The sequence below is a fragment of the Parasphingorhabdus pacifica genome (assembly GCF_054779195.1).
Window position 1 is genome coordinate 51,125 of record NZ_BAAGYS010000004.1, and the last position, 16,334, is coordinate 67,458.

Annotated in this window: 13 protein-coding genes; 3 read left to right on the top strand and 10 right to left on the bottom strand. The window is 67.2% G+C overall.

What is annotated here, in order from left to right; all coding sequences use genetic code 11:
• Positions 1 to 309 precede the first annotated feature (309 nt).
• Positions 310 to 2,124 carry an aspartate--tRNA ligase gene (gene aspS, locus ACYVAN_RS04205; RefSeq protein ID WP_460956368.1) on the bottom strand — a complete coding sequence of 605 codons (1,815 nt, stop codon included), beginning with the start codon at positions 2,122 to 2,124 and terminating at the stop codon, positions 310 to 312.
• A 432-nt stretch (positions 2,125 to 2,556) separates the two neighbouring features.
• Here aspS and ACYVAN_RS04210 point away from each other — a divergent pair, with 432 nt between their 5' ends.
• Complete coding sequence (locus ACYVAN_RS04210) at positions 2,557 to 3,576, top strand: hypothetical protein (protein ID WP_460955828.1); 1,020 nt, start codon at positions 2,557 to 2,559, stop codon at positions 3,574 to 3,576.
• 309 nt (positions 3,577 to 3,885) lie between these two features.
• On the opposite strand, the gene ACYVAN_RS04215 is transcribed toward ACYVAN_RS04210, so the two are convergent.
• On the bottom strand, positions 3,886 to 4,317 hold the full coding sequence (locus ACYVAN_RS04215) for a radical SAM family protein (protein ID WP_460955830.1): 432 nt from the start codon (positions 4,315 to 4,317) through the stop codon (positions 3,886 to 3,888).
• Positions 4,318 to 4,334: 17 nt separating this feature from the next.
• Positions 4,335 to 4,898, bottom strand: a complete 564-nt coding sequence (locus ACYVAN_RS04220) for a radical SAM family protein (protein ID WP_460955832.1) — start codon at positions 4,896 to 4,898, stop codon at positions 4,335 to 4,337.
• A gap of 111 nt (positions 4,899 to 5,009) precedes the next feature.
• Here ACYVAN_RS04220 and ACYVAN_RS04225 point away from each other — a divergent pair, with 111 nt between their 5' ends.
• Entirely contained in the window at positions 5,010 to 6,377 is a 1,368-nt protein-coding gene (locus tag ACYVAN_RS04225; protein WP_460955834.1) for a YibE/F family protein, read from the top strand.
• Between the two features lie 91 nt (positions 6,378 to 6,468).
• Here ACYVAN_RS04225 and ACYVAN_RS04230 read toward each other — a convergent pair whose 3' ends face one another.
• Genes ACYVAN_RS04230 through ACYVAN_RS04240 form a run of 3 tightly spaced genes read right to left on the bottom strand, consistent with a single transcriptional unit; the run spans position 6,469 to position 9,096 of the window.
• On the bottom strand, positions 6,469 to 7,101 hold the full coding sequence (locus tag ACYVAN_RS04230; RefSeq protein WP_460955836.1) for a hypothetical protein: 633 nt from the start codon (positions 7,099 to 7,101) through the stop codon (positions 6,469 to 6,471).
• Positions 7,098 to 8,372, bottom strand: a complete 1,275-nt coding sequence (gene hisS, locus ACYVAN_RS04235; RefSeq protein ID WP_460955838.1) for a histidine--tRNA ligase — start codon at positions 8,370 to 8,372, stop codon at positions 7,098 to 7,100. Before hisS ends, ACYVAN_RS04230 begins: the two co-directional genes overlap by 4 nt.
• 22 nt (positions 8,373 to 8,394) lie before the next feature.
• Positions 8,395 to 9,096 (bottom strand): MBL fold metallo-hydrolase, encoded by a 702-nt coding sequence (locus ACYVAN_RS04240; RefSeq protein ID WP_460955840.1) that lies wholly within the window; start codon positions 9,094 to 9,096, stop codon positions 8,395 to 8,397.
• Between the two features lie 160 nt (positions 9,097 to 9,256).
• Between ACYVAN_RS04240 and ACYVAN_RS04245 the strand changes: the two genes are divergently transcribed.
• On the top strand, positions 9,257 to 10,090 hold the full coding sequence (locus tag ACYVAN_RS04245; RefSeq protein ID WP_460955842.1) for a peptidylprolyl isomerase: 834 nt from the start codon (positions 9,257 to 9,259) through the stop codon (positions 10,088 to 10,090).
• Positions 10,091 to 10,177: 87 nt separating this feature from the next.
• Here ACYVAN_RS04245 and ACYVAN_RS04250 read toward each other — a convergent pair whose 3' ends face one another.
• The 4 genes from ACYVAN_RS04250 to secD all read right to left on the bottom strand — a co-directional run bounded on the left by ACYVAN_RS04250 (position 10,178) and on the right by secD (position 16,109).
• Positions 10,178 to 12,490: a RelA/SpoT family protein gene (locus ACYVAN_RS04250; RefSeq protein WP_460955845.1), complete on the bottom strand. Its 2,313-nt coding sequence runs from the start codon at positions 12,488 to 12,490 to the stop codon at positions 10,178 to 10,180.
• Between the two features lie 274 nt (positions 12,491 to 12,764).
• Positions 12,765 to 13,304 (bottom strand): adenine phosphoribosyltransferase, encoded by a 540-nt coding sequence (locus ACYVAN_RS04255; protein ID WP_460955847.1) that lies wholly within the window; start codon positions 13,302 to 13,304, stop codon positions 12,765 to 12,767.
• Positions 13,304 to 14,533, bottom strand: coding sequence for a protein translocase subunit SecF (gene secF / locus ACYVAN_RS04260; protein WP_460955849.1), 1,230 nt, complete (start codon positions 14,531 to 14,533; stop codon positions 13,304 to 13,306). Before secF ends, ACYVAN_RS04255 begins: the two co-directional genes overlap by 1 nt.
• Before the next feature lies 1 nt (position 14,534).
• Complete coding sequence (secD, locus tag ACYVAN_RS04265) at positions 14,535 to 16,109, bottom strand: protein translocase subunit SecD (protein ID WP_460955851.1); 1,575 nt, start codon at positions 16,107 to 16,109, stop codon at positions 14,535 to 14,537.
• Positions 16,110 to 16,334: the final 225 nt, after the last annotated feature.

Genomic DNA, 16,334 nt, shown 5'->3' on the forward strand with positions numbered 1-16,334 from the left:
ACGGGCATGACCGGTCAAGTGACACACAACTGGTGGTTGTGTGTCTCCGCTGCGTACTCAACGGCGCGCGCCTCGACGCGCCCCCTTGAGTCCCCGACTACGCAGCAGGCATGCCCGACTCGACAGTGACGGAAAACAACATCGGTGAGGTTGCACAGCCGGAACGAATACGAAACCACGTACCCGGCCTCATTCACCAGAGAAATCACCGAAACAGCCGCACTGGCCCCGGCCGGCACACGCCGCCCGTGGGCCTCCGTTCGTTTCGGGGTGGTACCCGACGGCCCCGGTAGGCCGCCGGAACGCACGTCAGCCCTGCTTCTCCACCACGTTCGGCGACTCCACCGAGATGCTTTCACCCGACTTCGCCGCGGGCTTCGCGTCTACCCCGGCTTCCTTGCGCTGCTCCGTCGTGATCGGAGCCGGAGCACCCGTCAACGGATCGAACCCACCACCGCTCTTCGGGAACGCGATCACGTCGCGCAGCGAGTCCGCCCCCGCCAGCAACATGCAGATCCGATCCCATCCGAAGGCGATGCCGCCGTGCGGCGGCGGACCGTACTTGAACGCCTCCAGCAGGAAGCCGAACTTGTCCTGTGCCTGTTCCTGCGAGATCCCCAGCACGTTGAACACGCGCTCCTGCACGTCCGTGCGGTGGATACGGATCGATCCGCCGCCGATCTCGTTGCCGTTGCAGACGATGTCGTAAGCCCAGGCCAGCGCGTTCTCCGGGTCCTGGTCGAAGTGCTCGACCCAGTCCTCGTTCGGCGAGGTGAAGGGGTGGTGCACCGCCGTCCAACGACCGGTCCCGACCGCGATGTCGTCGCTGTCGGCGATCGACTCGAACATCGGCGCGTCGACGACCCAGACGAACGACCAGGCCTCGTTGTCGATCAAGCCGCAACGCTCGCCGATCTCCAGCCGTGCGGCACCGAGCAGACCTCGGGACGGCGAACGCTCGCCCGCCGCGAAGAACACGCAGTCACCGGGAGCCGCACCGACCGTCTTGGCCAGGCCCTCGCGCTCAGCGTCCGACAGGTTCTTGGCCACCGGGCCGGACAGGGAGCCGTCCTCGCCCACGAGCACGTAAGCGAGACCCTTGGCGCCCCGCTGCTTGGCCCATTCCTGCCAGGCGTCGAGCTGGCGCCTGGGCTGGTCGGCGCCACCGGGCATCACGACCGCGCCCACGTACGGCGCTCTGAACACCCGGAACGGGGTGTCCTTGAAGTATTCGGTGAGCTCGGTCAGCTCCTGCCCGAACCGCAGGTCCGGCTTGTCCGTGCCGTACCGGGCCATCGCATCGGCGTAGGTCAGCCGAGGAATCGGCCGCGGGATCTCGTGGTCGGCCAGCTTGCTCCACATCTCGGAGAGGATCTGCTCACCGAGCTCGATGACGTCGTCCTGCTCGACAAAGCTCATCTCGATGTCCAGCTGGGTGAACTCCGGCTGCCGATCGGCGCGGAAGTCCTCGTCGCGGTAGCAGCGGGCGATCTGGAAGTAGCGCTCCACGCCGCCGACCATCAGCAGCTGCTTGAACAACTGCGGCGACTGAGGAAGGGCGTACCAACTGCCCGGCTGCAGGCGTGCCGGAATCAGGAAGTCCCGGGCGCCCTCGGGCGTCGACCGGGTCATGGTCGGAGTCTCGACCTCGACGAATTCACGTCCGTGCAGCACGTCCCGCGCGATTCGGTTGATCTCGCTGCGCATCCGCATCACCGCGGCCGGGCCGTTGCGCCGCAGATCGAGGTAGCGGTGGCGGAGGCGGGCTTCCTCACCGACGTCCAGGTGCTCGTCCAGCTGAAAGGGCAGCGGCGCGGCCTCGGAGAGGACCTCCAGCTCCGTAGCCGTCACCTCGATCTCGCCGGTGCCGACCTCGAGGTTCTCGTTGCCCTCGGGCCGCTGTACGACCTCGCCGACGACGCGGACGCAGAACTCCGCGCGAAGCCGGTGCGCGCGCTCGGCAATCTCGCCCTCGCGGAAGACGACCTGTGCGACGCCGGACGCATCGCGGAGATCGATGAAGACCACTCCTCCGTGATCGCGGCGGCGCGCCACCCACCCTGCCAAGGTGACGGACTGCCCGGCATGACCGGCGCGAAGCGATCCGGCCTGGTGCGTGCGCATCACGGGTACTGAACTCCTTCGATCAACAGCGCTGAAATGGCAGACGCCCACGCAACACCGGCCGGAACGGGATGACCCCGGCCGCGGGGGCGCACAAACTTCAAGGCTAGCCAACCGGGCCCGCAGAGCGTCGAGCAGGTTTGCGTTGGCGAGTCGTACCGAGCGGGCGGGCCGCGGCCGGCAGACCGCACCGACTTCCGGTCGAACCGGTGACCACCGTTGACGACGGGATAGACAGGCGGCAATCAATCAGCCCGGAACCACAATTGGTCCCGCTCGGCATCCGGCTACCCGCTCGGCCGCATTCTCGGAGGTGAACGACGAGCTGAATACCATCTTTAGTGGGGAACGCGGAACCGAAAGTCGGCCGTTGCGCATCCAGGTTCCACTCATTAGCGTTAAAGCCGAGTTCGTCGGACACGAGGAGTAACCATGACCGGTCCGAAAACCGATGACCGTTCGGTGACACGCACAGCCAGCCGAGACGAGCGGGACAAACCCATCCCTCCCGATCTCGCAGACGCTCTCAAAGCCGGCCCCTTCGAAGTAGCCCTGCGCACGGCGATCCGCGCCAGCCGCTTGAGCCTGGAACGCATTCAACACCGACTCCGAACCCGGGGAACCCCGGTCAGCATCACCGCCCTCAGCTACTGGCAGTCCGGGCGCCGCAGGCCGGAACGCCCCGATTCGCTGCTGGCACTGCAGCAGCTCGAAGACGTCCTCGGACTCCCCGACGGCGCTCTCTCCGCACTTCTCGGACCACCTCGCCCACGCGGGCGCACCCGGCAGGTCGCCAACGACGCCCCGCCGTTGAGCGCGCTGTGGTCGGAGAACGAATCCGCTGTCGAATTGCTGAACGAGCTCGACACCAGCCACGACGGCAAGCTCACCCGGCTCAGCCATCACGACGTGATCCACGTCGACGCGCACGGCAATCAGCGCAAGGTGCGGGTCCGCAAGCTCATTCGCGCGGAGTGCAACGGTGCCGACCGGTGGATCGTGATGTTCGACGGCGCGTCGTCGGCCGAACTCGCCCCGACCATCCGTCCGATCCGCGCGTGCAGGCTCGGTCAGGTCTACACCGACCACGCCCGCGACGTGATCGTCGCTGAACTGCTCTTCGACCGACCCCTGGAGCGGAGCGAGACACTCCTGATGGAGTACGAGATCGTCGAACTCCCCACCGGCGCGAACGAGGTCGACTACAGTTTCTGCAGGCTCTTCCGGCTCCCCGTCCGCCAGTACGTCCTCGAGGTGCAGTTCGATCCGGCCAGCCCACCGACGCACTGCGAAAGCTACGTCGGCGACTCGGCCGCCCAGGACGTGGAGCCGCCGAAGCCGATGACGCTGGACAGCTTCGGACGGACCCATGCGGTCGCGCTGGACTTCGGCATGGGGGTGTTCGGGGTGCGCTGGCATCCCTCTCTCGGCCCCGTGCTCGAAGCCCCGTGAGCAACCCCAGTTACCCACGAATCGCCGATTGCACAACCCGTCCGAGAACTCGCCAATCACTCTCAGTGACAACATTTCGGGGTTAAGGGCAGGCAATCCTTCGGGAAAACACCTGTGCCCCGTTCTTCACCCGACTGGAACTCGCACTGCCCGGCGCCGTGACAATTTCTCGCCACCCGCATCTCAACGCCGATCGAAACCAGCCAGAAACATTCTTGCCGTACATTCACAACAGCGACAACTGGTCCGGACGCACCAGAACCTCGCCATCCGCCGGAGCATCGGTGGCACCCGCGGCACCGCGAGAGTTCACTTCGTCGGCCGGCCCCCGTGCCGCTCTTCGGCGGCACGAACGAGATCGACCACCCGTCGCTGGAAGCGCTGGGGCGCGTAGGAACCAGCCCGGTACAACCGCTCATACAACGGCAACAGCTTCGGATGTTCCCGCTGCAACCAGGCGTGGTACCACTCACGGGCCCCCGGCCTCAGATGCAACACCAGTGGAGTGACGCTCGTCGCCCCTGCCCGCATGATGGCCTCGACCGTCTCCTCCAGCTGTTCCGGTGAGTCGCTCAGCCCGGGCAACACCGGGGCCATCAGCACCGAGCACCCGATCCCGGCATCGGCGAACCGCCGCACCACATCCAGTCTCCGTGCCGGAGAAGGGGCTCCCGGCTCCACCGACCGCCACAACCGCTCGTCGACCGACCCCACCGACACCGCAACGGAAACGTCCGTCACCTCGGCAGCTCGGACGATCAGGTCCAGATCACGAAGTACCAGCGTGCCCTCGTCAGGATCGAGAACGGATTGGCGTGGTCTCGAAGCGCGGGGATGATCTCGCGCATCAGCCGGTAGCGCCCCTCGGCCCGCTGGTACGGGTCAGTGTTGGTGCCCATCGCGATGGGTTCACCGCCCCACTTGGGACTCGCGAGCTCGCATCGCAACAACGTCCCGGCGTTGACTTTGACCACGATCTTGCTGTCGAAGTCGTACCCCGAATCCAGATCGAGATACGTGTGGGTCTTCCGCGCGAAGCAGTACCGGCAGGCGTGGCCGCATCCTCGATAGGGGTTGACAGTCCAGCCGAAGGGGCGGGCCTCTCCCGGCACCTTGTTGATGATCGTCTTCGCCCGGATCTCGATCGCGTAGGCATCCTCCGTACCCGCCTCGATCGGCGTCGGATCAGGCAACCGCAGACCGGCCCGTCCCGAACCACGACCGCCACCCGCACCGTCGGACACCTCGGGCAGATCCAACGAGAGCTCAGCCTGATCACCCGCCCTGGCTGGCGCGCTCAGGCGCTGCCTTTCCCATCGCATAAGGGTATTCGAACAGATTTTCGACTATCTGTCGAGTTGATCGTCCGAGGTCACGCGCCGGATCCGGCCGTGCACCCCGCGATGGGTTCGGGCACTCCTTATCATTGCCCGGTGACCGACGACCGATCAACGCCCCCGGGAAGGCGCCCCGGTTCCCGCCGTCCCGCCCCACCTGCCGCCGGACACGGCCACGGGCATGGGCACGGGCACGGCCAGGCGCCACCGGCTTCGAAGCAGGTTCGGCGCATACTCGCCGTCGCGCTGATCCCGTTCGCACTCGCCGCGATCGTCGGTGCGGCACTGCTGTACCCGTTCGGCCAAGACCAGAGCACCAGCGCGGCCGTCGGATTCGCGCAACACCCGGTCAACGCGGAGGTCGTCTCGGCGCGGGCGGGCTCGTGCAGCCAAGGAGCACCCACCGGCGGCGGTGGGGAGTGCGCGGTCCTGCAGTTGCACATGCAGGACGGGCCCGCCTCGGGAAACACCATCACCCAGCGAATGCCCACCGACCCCAGTAGCCCGCGCTTCGCCGTCGGTGACAAGGTCGTCCTCTCCTATGCCGGGGCGAACCCGGAGGCGGAGAGTTCGTACCAGGTGGTCGACTTCCAGCGCGGCAACGCACTACTGGTGCTCGCGCTCGTCTTCATCGCCGCCGTCCTGGTGCTCGGCCGATGGCAGGGCCTGGCCTCTCTCGCGTCGTTGTGCGTCAGTTTCGTCATCCTGATCGGCTTCGTGCTGCCTGCGATCCTCGCGGGCGAATCCCCGTTGGTCGTCGCGGTGACCGGCGCCGGGCTCATCATGTTCACCGCGCTCTACATCACCCACGGCTTTTCCGCCCGAACCTCGACGGCGGTACTGGGCACACTGCTGAGCCTGAGCCTCATCGGCCTGCTCAGCGCCCTTTTCTCGGCCACCACCCACCTGACGGGGCTGGACGAGAACACCGCGAGCCTGATCGGACTCCTCGGTGCCCCCATCGACGCCCGCGGACTGCTACTGGCCGGGATCGTGATCGGCGCGCTGGGCGTGCTCGACGACGTCACCATCACCCAGACCAGTGCGGTGTGGGAGCTGCGCGAGGCCAACCCGACGATGTCGTGGCGGAACCTCTACGGAGCCGGCCTGCGCATCGGCCGGGACCACGTGGCCTCCGCCGTCAACACACTGGTCCTCGCCTATGCCGGTGCCGCCCTGCCGCTGTTGCTGGCCTACTCGCTGTCCGGCCGGACCTTCGCCGAGGTGGTCGGAGCGGAAGCCGTCGCGCAGGAGGTCGTCCGAACCCTGGTCGGCAGCATCGGTTTGATCGCGGCCGTCCCCATCACGACCGCCATCGCAGCAGCAGTGGCCGTGCGAGAACCCACCCACCCCAACACGCGGGGACCGGGTTCGGCGGCGGACCGGATCGGTGAGGGCGCCACGAACACCGCGACGGGCCGCAGGCACCGACCTCGCCCGGGAAACGAAATCCAGAAGGAGTAAACCGGCCAACCGCCCCACCTGCGACGGCCCAACCCTCGACGACACCGACGGCGACCGCACCGCCCGCGACTGACCCGGTTTCGGCCGTGCGTCAGTCCAGCGCGGTGACGAACCGCGCCACCGCGTCGGACTTGATCTTCTGGGCCATCCGGCCCTGCGGCGCCAGCGAAGCAAGCCGGTACAGCGGGCGATCCGGCGCGCCGTCGCCCCGCGCCTCCGAACGCAGTTGCGCCACCACCAGCTCCGAGAGCACCAGAGCGCGCGTGTCACCCGTGCTGGCGAGCGTATCGGCCAACCGGCGCAGGGCGAGCACCCCTAGTTCCCTACCACCCGTGCCCGCGTAGATGGCCAGGGCGAGGCTCACCGTCTTGCGCTTCGAACCTCCGCTGACGAGCAGGCTCACCGTACGCATCCCGCGAGCATCGGTGACCAGGACGTCGAGCGAGTCGGCCGTACTCAGGTCGACGGTTCTCGTCCCGAACGCGCGAACCGACACCTTGGTGCCATGCAGCCAGGAGGTCTTCTTCCCCTCCCCCGCCGAAAGCAGCAACAGCGGGACCGCGACGACGACCACGGTGACCCCGAAGCCGATCGGTCCGGCGAACAGGCCGATCACGCCGCCCAGCGCGGCCGCGATGATCACCCCCGTCAGCGCCACGGTCCAGGCCCGCCGCCGCAGAGTTTTGCGGTCGAGCAGATCGAGGACGACCGGATCGGTGCTCATTCCGACGCTTCCCCCGCCAACAGGTCCCGGACCTGACCGACCACCGCATCCAGCTCCACGGCTCGCTGCTCGCCGGTCGCGAGCTCCTTGAGCTGGGCCGTGCCCGCTTCGAGATCACGTTCGCCGAGCACGAGGGCGAACTTGGCACCCGACCGGTCCGCGCCCTTCATGGCTCCCTTCAGCCCCTTGCCGCCGTATGCCACGTCGACCCGCACACCCGCCGCCCGCAGTTCACCGGCCACCGACACGACCCGCCGCATACCGGCCTCGCCGAGCGGAACGCAGTAGATGTCGCAACGCGCCGGATCACCGACCGGAATGCCCTCGGCCTGGCACGCCAGCACCGTGCGGTCCACGCCCAGCCCGAACCCGATGCCCGAGTGGGGAGAACCACCGAGCTCGGCCATCAGGCCGTCGTAGCGGCCGCCGCCGCCGATCCCCGACTGGGAGCCGAGCCCGTCGTGGACGAACTCGAACGTGGTTTTCGTGTAGTAGTCCAGACCGCGCACCAGCCGCGGGTTCTCGGTGAACGGCACCCCAAGATCCGCGAGGTGTGACTTGACCCGCTCGTAGTGGTCCTTCGCCTCGACGGACAAGTGGTCGACCATCAGCGGGGCCTCGGCGACCATCTCGCGTACCTCTGGGCGCTTGTCGTCGAGCACCCGCAGCGGGTTGAGCTTCGCGCGCTCACGCGTCTCCTCGTCCAACGGCAACCCGGCCAGGAACTCCTGCAGCTTCGCCCGGTACTCCGGGCGGCAGGTGCTGTCACCCAACGAGGTCAGTTCGATTCGGTGGCCGGTCAAGCCCAACCTGCGGTACGCCTCGTCCGCGATGGCGATGACCTCGGCGTCCAATGCCGGATCGTCGACACCGACGGCCTCCACCCCGACCTGCTGCAACTGCCGGTAGCGGCCCGCCTGCGGGCGCTCGTAGCGGAAGAACGGGCCGCCGTAGTAGAGCTTGATCGGGAGCTGCCCGCGATCAAGACCGTTCTCGATGATCGAGCGGATGACGCCCGCTGTGCCCTCCGGGCGCAACGTCACGGAACGCCCGCCCCGGTCAGCGAAGCTGTACATCTCCTTGCTGACCACGTCGGTCGACTCGCCGACGCCGCGAGCGAACAGCGCGGTGTCCTCGAACACCGGCAGCTCGATGTAGCCGTAGCCGGCCCTCCGGGCAGCATCCGACAGCGTGTCCCTGACCTCCACGAAAGCCGCCGAATCCGGCGGGAAGTACTCGGGAATGCCCTTGGGGGCGTTGAAAGTGCTCATGGCTGGTGGTTCGCAGTCCTCGTCACAGGTTGGGCTGTTCGTCGCGTCCCGCCGCAGAAGCCTTCAGGCCCTCCAGGAACGGGTTTCCTTCGCGCTCGCGCCCGATGGTCGTGGTAGGTCCGTGGCCCGGAAGCACCACGGTCTCATCGTCCAACGGCAGCACCTTGTCGGACAGGGTGCGCAGCATTTGTTCATGATCACCGCCGGGCAGGTCGGTCCGCCCGATACCGCCCGCGAACAGGGTGTCGCCCGCCAACACGAGCCGCCCACCCTCGTCGGTCCCGGCACCGAACAACACCGACCCGCTCGTATGGCCGGGGCTGTGGACGACGTCGAACCGGATACCCGCCAGCTCCAGGTCCATATCCTCGGCGAGTTCGCGCACATCGGCGGGAACGCCCATCGACAGCGCACCGCCGAACAGCTCGCGCCCCTGCGGCCCGAGCGCAGCACCCGGGTCCGCCAGCATGAAGCGATCATCCGGATGGATCCACGCGGGCGCGCCGTGGGTCTCGCACAGTTCCGCGGCCGAGAAGACGTGATCGAAGTGTCCGTGGGTGAGCAGCACCGCCGCAACGGTCAGGTCGTTGTCCCGCAGCTGCTGGTCGAGCGTGGGCACGGCTTCCTGGCCCGGGTCGACGACAACGCACGGCTGGCCCTTGCCGCGGGCGAGCACGTAGCAATTGGCCTGCAGCGGTCCGGTCGGGAATCCGAGGACGAGCACGAAGTGCGACCTTTCGTTTGAACGGTGCTGACGATGCCGACGGTGTGAAGTGGCCGGTCCAGCCTAGATTATCGTCTTCGAGGTCTCGCACCTCAGCCGAACCCGATCCCAATAAACTCTCCGAGTCAACTTCATTGTGCGGACTTCAGGAGGGCAGCAGGTGCCCAACAACGAGCAGCGTCGCGAGACAGCGAAGAGAAAGCTGGAGCGTCAACTGAAGCGGCGTGCGGAGCAGGAAAAGCGACGCCGAACGATCACCATCGCCACGGTGATCGTGGTGGTCGTGGCCGTCGTGGCGGGTGTCTTCTACTTCAGCTCCACCAACGACGAACAGCAACCGTCGGCCGCCGAACCGGAACAGAACCGGCCGGAGGTGCAGATCCCCACCGAGGTCGCGTCCCCTCCGACGCGACCGGCGCCGCTGGCCGATCCGGTCTCGTGCGAGTACCGGCCCGGCGGTGAGCCGGCCAAGCCGGTACAACCCCCGGCCGACGGGGAGGTGTCCTCCACCGGCAAGGTTCGGGCGACGATCGAGACGAACGCGGGGGCCATCCCGATCACGCTCGACCGGTCACTGGCACCGTGCGCGGTGAACAGCTTCACCCACCTGGCCAAGGAGAAGTTCTACGACGGCACGAGCTGCCACCGGCTCGGCACCGAGGGTCTGCAGATGCTGCAGTGCGGCGACCCCACCGGACAGGGCACCGGCGGGCCCGGGTACGCGTTCGACGACGAAGTCTTCCCCGAGCTCGACTACGGGCGCGGGCACCTGGCTATGGCCAACTCGGGGGCCGATACCAACGGCAGCCAGTTCTTCATGGTCTACGGCGAAGCCCCGCTCGACCCGTCCTACACCGTGTTCGGCTCGATCTCCGAGGAAGGTCTGAAGGTCATCGACGAGATCGCCCGCAAGGGCCACGACGGCGCGTACGGATCGACCGGTCGCCCGAACGAGGAAGTCAAGTTCGAGAAGGTCACCGTCCGAGACGCCTGACCTCGCACGCAGGTGGCCGGGGCCGTTCGGCATGACGCCGGACCACCCCGGCCGCACCGCTTCACGGTGCCGCCGGGGTGGTCCGGCTCACGCCGCCGAGGTCACCCGGTACACGTCGTAAACGCCCTCGATGTTGCGCACGGCCTTCAGCACGTGACCGAGGTGCTTCGGGTCGCCCATCTCGAACGAGAACCGGCTGACGGCCACCCGGTCCTTCGAGGTCGTCACCGATGCGGACAGGATGTTGACTCGCTCGTCCGCCAGCACCTTGGTGACGTCCGAGAGCAGTCGGTGCCGATCGAGCGCTTCGACCTGGATGGCCACGAGGAACACCGACGACGCCGACGGGGCCCAGTGGACCTCGACCAACCGCTCGGGAGACTTGCGCAGATCGTCCGCGTTGGTGCAGTCAGTTCGGTGCACGCTGACACCGCCGCCGCGAGTCACGAAACCGAGGATCTCGTCGCCGGGCACCGGGGTGCAGCAGCGGGCGAGTTTGGACCACACATCACCGGCGTCCTTGACCACGACACCGGAGTCGCCGGGGCTGCGCCGCCGCTGCTGGACCGTGGAGGGAGTCGCCCGCTCGGCGATCTCGTCCTCCGCCTGTTCCACGCCCCCGATCAACGTGACGAGCCGCTGCACCAGATGGTGGGCCGAGACCTGCCGCTCGCCGACCGCCGCGTACAGCGCGGTGATGTCGACGTAGTGCAGTTCCTTCGCCACCGCACCGATCGAGTCGGCCGAGACCAACCGCTGCACCGGAAGCCCGAGACGCCGGACCTCCTTCGCGATGGCGTTCTTGCCGGACTCGATGGCCTCCTCGCGGCGTTCCTTCGCGAACCACTGCTTGATCTTCGCCTTCGCACGCGGGGAGGCCACGAACGACAGCCAGTCGCGGCTGGGGCCGGATCCCTCCGCCTTTGAGGTGAAGATCTCGACGACCTCGCCGTTCTCCAGCTTGCGTTCCAAGGCGACGAGGCGGCCGTTGACCCGCGAGCCGATGCAGCGGTGCCCCACCTCGGTGTGCACGGCATAGGCGAAGTCCACCGGCGTAGAACCCGAGGGCAACGTGATGACGTCGCCCTTCGGCGTGAATACGAAGATCTCCCTGGTGGCGAGGTCGTACCGCAGAGACTCCAGGAACTCGCCGGGGTCCGCCGCTTCCCGCTGCCAGTCGAGCAGCTGTCGCATCCAGGCCATCTCGTCGACGTCGACCCCGCCGTTGGCACCGTTGCGGCCCTTGGTCTCCTTGTAGCGCCAGTGCGCGGCGATCCCGTACTCGGCCGTCCGGTGCATCTCGTGCGTGCGGATCTGCACTTCCAGCGGCTTGCCCTCGGGGCCGATCACCGTGGTGTGCAGCGACTGGTACACGCCGAAGCGGGGCTGGGCGATGTAGTCCTTGAACCGCCCGGGCATCGGCTGCCACAGCGCGTGGACGACGCCCATCGCCGCGTAGCAGTCCCGGACCCCGTCGACGAGGATGCGCACACCCACCAGATCGTGGATGTCGTCGAAGTCCCGCCCGCGCACGATCATCTTCTGATGGATCGAGTAGTAGTGCTTGGGACGCCCTTCGACCCTGGCCGAAAGCCGGGCTCCCTCGAGCTGCCCCGAGAGCTCGTCCGTGACGCTGCGCAGGTAGGTGTCCCTGGAAGGGGCCCGGTTGGCGACCAAGCGCACGATCTCGTCGTACTTCTTCGGCTGCAGGATGGCGAAGGCCAGGTCCTCCAGCTCCCACTTGATCGTCGCCATGCCCAGCCGGTGCGCCAGCGGCGCGAGCACCTCGAGCGTTTCGCGGGCCTTTCGCGCCTGCTTCTCCGGCGGTAGGAACCGCATCGTTCGCATGTTGTGCAGCCGGTCGGACAACTTGATGACCAGCACCCGCGGATCGCGCGCCATCGCGATGATCATTTTGCGGATGGTTTCGGCCTCGGCAGCTGCCCCCAGCTTGACCTTGTCCAGCTTGGTGACCCCGTCGACCAGGTGGGCCACCTCGTCGCCGAAGTCCTCTCGCAACCGCTCCAGCGAGTAGTCCGTGTCCTCCACCGTGTCGTGCAGCAACGCCGCCACCAACGTGGTGGTGTCCATCCCCAGTTCGGCGAGGATCGTCGCCACGGCCAGCGGATGGGTGATGTACGGGTCGCCGGATTTGCGCCGCTGTTCGTGATGCCGCTCTTCGGCGATGTCGTAGGAGCGCTGCAACAGAGCCAGATCGGCATGCGGATGCAGCTCGCGGTGCACCGCGGAGAGCGGCTCGAGGACCTGCTTGACCTGGCCGGCGCGCTGAGCGGTCATCCGCCTGGCCAGCCTCGCCCGAACCCGCCGGGTGGCCGACGGGGGACGGGACTGGAACACCGGCTCGGTTGCCGAAGCAGGTGATTCGACTTCTTGGCTCACCGCACGCTCCCGGGCACTAGGAAGAACTCATCCCCGGGCCTCGTGGTCAACGGCCCGGGCATTGAGAATAACGCCGTTCGGGAGGCCAGCCTTCCCGGGCGTGCCGGGCGAACGCCGAACGGTCGCTCTCTGCGGCCGAGCGTCGCGAGATCTTCAGCCTGACTGGTCAGTCGCTTTTTCGCCACAATGTCCGGTTCGAAACTTCCACAGGCACGCTCGCCGGACCGCGCGGAAATCGGATCGACCCCGAATCGGCCCGGCGAACTGTGACCAATCACACCGCCAGCAATACGCGCAGCGTTTCGTCCGAGAGGCTCTCCCGACCGGCCAACGCGCTGAGTTCCAGGACGACAGCGGCAGCCGAGACCTTCGCACCCGAGCGCCGGACCAGTTCGCAGGCCGCTCCCAGCGTCCCGCCGGTGGCCAAGACGTCATCGACCACGAGCACCCGCTGACCCGGTTCGAGCGACTCGGACGGCAACTGCAGGGTGCTCGACCCGTACTCCAGGTCGTAGTCCACCTCATCGGCGACCGCGGGCAGCTTGCCCGGCTTGCGCAGACCCACCACGCCCGTGCCAAAGGACCGCGCCACCGCCGCACCGAGCAGGAATCCTCGTGCCTCCACGCCCGCCACCACGTCGAAGTCGCCGTCGCGCCCGAGTCCCTCCGCGAGCGAACCGAGCGCGTCCCCGTTCGCCAGCATCGGGCCGATGTCCCGGAACAGGACCCCGGGAGACGGGAAGTCGGGCACCTCCCGGATCAGCCCCACCGCGTCCTGGATGGTCGGATCCAGAACCCGCACCGCGTCTGACATCAGCGTCGCTTCTTCCCGCTGGGACGACCGGCCTTGCCCGCAGGCCGGTTGTTCGAGCGGCGCGCCTCCGTTCTGCTCGCCGAACTCGAAGCTCCGGCCAGCGCGTGCTCGCCGTCCCGCTCATCGTCTCGCCCGCCGGAATCGGAGCGGGCGGTGTTTGCCGAACCGTTCGCCGAACCCCGTTCGCGACGCTGCCGAACCTTCTCCGCCTGAGCCTTGTACTTCGGCTCCCGCATCTTGAAGTCCACCAGCATCGGCGTGGCCAGCAGGATCGACGAAACCACACCGGCAAGCATGCCGACGAGCTGAACGAGCGCCAGATCACGCAGGACACCGACGCCCAACATCCCGAAACCGACCACGAGCAGCCCCAGCACCGGCAGCAACGCCACGATGGAGGTGTTGATCGACCGCATGAGGGTCTGGTTGACCGCGAGGTTGGCCGCTTCCGCGTAGGTTCGACGCGTGAGCCCGAGCAGTCCCCGGGTGTTCTCCTTGACCTTGTCGAACACGACCACGGTGTCGTACAGCGAGAAGCCGAGGATCGTGAGCAGACCGATCACGGTGCTCGGCGTGACCTCGAACCCGAGGATCGCGTAGATGCCCGCGGTCACGGCTACGTCGTGCAGCAGCGCGAGCAGCGCCGCGACCGCCATCCACTTCTCGAAGTAGAGCGCCAGGAAAACGGTGACCAGGACCAGGAATACGCCGAGGGCGATCAACGCCTGCTCGGTGATCTCACTGCCCCAGGTACCGCTCACCGCGCTGTCGCTGATGGACTGCTGGTTGGGCTCTCCGTTCACCCCGATCGGCCGCAACTGGTCGAACAGTTCCTGCTTGACCTGGCTAACCTCGGGTACCGACAGCGTCTCGGTGCGGATCTGGATGCTCTGGGTAGCACCCGAGCCGACGATCTGCACGGTCTCGGCCCGCTTGCCGACCGCGTCCTGGAAGGCGTCCTGCACCTGGTCCGGCTCGATCTGCCCCTGGGCGCCCACAGCGGGCATCTGGATCTTTGTGCCGCCCTCGAAGTCGATCCCGAGGTTGAAGCCCTTGAATCCCATCGTGCCGATGCAGACCAGCAGCAGCGCCCCGAAGAGCAGGTACCAACGCTTGCGCTTTCCGACGATGTCGAACGCACCGGTACCGGTGTAGAGACGGTGCAGCACACTGCCCCGTTCCGCCTCGTTCTGCACGGCGGTGTCGCTTTCCGTTCCCGGAGTCGCCACGTCACGCCTCCCTAGGGGTAGTGGCCGACGTGTTCTTCTTCCCGGCCAACTTGCGCGCGGCCCGGTTCTTCTCGCCCATCCGCTGGACAGCGCCCAGGCCGGAGAACGCGGGTTTGGACAAGGTCTTGTGCTTCGACACCATCGCCACGAGCGGGTGTGTCACGAGGAAGACGACGATCAGGTCGAGGACCGTCGACATGCCCAGGGTGAACGCGAAGCCCTTCACCTGGCCGACCGCGAGCACGTAGAGCACGGCGGCGGCGAGGAAACTCACGGCGTCGGCCGAGAGGATGGTTCGGCGCGCTCGCGGCCAGGCCCTGGGTACCGCGGACCGGAAGGTCCGGCCCTCGCGGATCTCGTCCTTGAGCCGTTCGAAGAACACGATGAACGAGTCCGCGGTGATGCCGATGGCGATGATGAACCCGGCGACACCGGCGATGTCCAAGGTGAATCCGATCCAGCGCCCGAGCAGCACCAGTACCGCGTAGACGATCCCGCCGGAAAGCACCAGCGAGAGGATCGTCAGGATGCCCAGCAATCGGTAGTAGAGCAGACAGTACGCGGCGACGAGGATCAGACCGATACCACCGGCGATCAAGCCCGCTTTCAGCGACGCCACACCGAGCGTGGCCGAGACCGTGTTCGCCTCGGACTGGTCGAATGCCAGCGGTAGCGAACCGTACTTGAGGATCTCCGCCAGGTCCGTAGCGCTCTGCTGGTTGAACTGACCGCTGATGTTCGCGCTGCCGTCCAGCAACGCCTCGTTGATCCTCGGTGCCGAGACGACCTCACCATCGAGTACGAACGCCGCCTGCTGACCGATGTTGGTGGAGGTGAAGTCCGCCCAGGTTCCGGCACCCTCGCCCTTGAACTCCAGGTTGACCGTCCAGCCGGGCTGGCCCTGCTGAGGCGGCACCGCCATCGCGTTCGCGACCTGGTCACCAGGCAGGAACACAGGTTCGAGCACGTACTTCCTCGCGCCCTCCTGATCGCAGGCCACCAACGGGAGCTTCGGGTCGGCGTTTCCGCGCAGGGGGTCCTCGGCCGCGCAGTTGAGCTCCTGCAGGGCCTGCATCTGCACCTTGGGATCGGTGCTCTGCCGCGTTTCCTTCGCCGCGGCGATCGCAGCCTGCTGCTGCTCGGGATCCGCCGGTTCTTCGTCGCCCGGAGGCGGCGGCGCGTTCGGATCGGCCGGTACCACCATGTTCGGAACGACCTTGCGGAAGTTCAGTTCGGCGGTCTGCCCCAGCTGCTTGGCTTCCTCACCACCCTCACCCGGGACGGTGATCACGAGGTTCGTACCGTCCCGAGTGACCTCGGAACCGCTGACGCCCATGCCGTTGACGCGCGTCTCGATGATCTGCCGGGCTTGGTCGAGCGACTCGTTGGTGGGGGGTTGACCGTCCGGGGTGCGGGCCGTGAGCGTGACCCGCGTACCTCCCTGCAGGTCGATGCCGAGCTTCGGGGTCGGCTTTTGATCACCGGTGAAGAACACCAGCGAGTACAGCGCCACCACGATCAGCGCGAAAATACCGAGGTAACGCCCTGGGCGAATCTGCCCGGCCGGAGGTGCCACGGTGCGTCGGTCTCCTGTCCACATGCTTGTGTCGAAGTCGGTGTTCACCCCCGGGACGCGCCCGGAAGCTGATTCCGGTGGTGCCGTCACCACCGAAACGCGCTCGGGCAACGGCCCGAGACGATCATGACGAGGTCCTGTCTACCAGTTTTGCAGCCCACGCGTCACCGCGTTCGGACCGGGGCGACACGGCTCGCTGAAACGTTCACCGGCGCGTTCGCCAGG

Coding starts and splice junctions, on each gene's coding strand:
- ACYVAN_RS04220 (WP_460955832.1), bottom strand. CDS start 4,898: ATGCGATGGGAAAGGCAGCGCCTGAGCGCGCCAGCCAGGGCGGGTGAT.
- ACYVAN_RS04255 (WP_460955847.1), bottom strand. CDS start 13,304: ATGTCAGACGCGGTGCGGGTTCTGGATCCGACCATCCAGGACGCGGTG.
- aspS (WP_460956368.1), bottom strand. CDS start 2,124: ATGCGCACGCACCAGGCCGGATCGCTTCGCGCCGGTCATGCCGGGCAG.
- hisS (WP_460955838.1), bottom strand. CDS start 8,372: ATGAGCACTTTCAACGCCCCCAAGGGCATTCCCGAGTACTTCCCGCCG.
- ACYVAN_RS04230 (WP_460955836.1), bottom strand. CDS start 7,101: ATGAGCACCGATCCGGTCGTCCTCGATCTGCTCGACCGCAAAACTCTG.
- ACYVAN_RS04210 (WP_460955828.1), top strand. CDS start 2,557: ATGACCGGTCCGAAAACCGATGACCGTTCGGTGACACGCACAGCCAGC.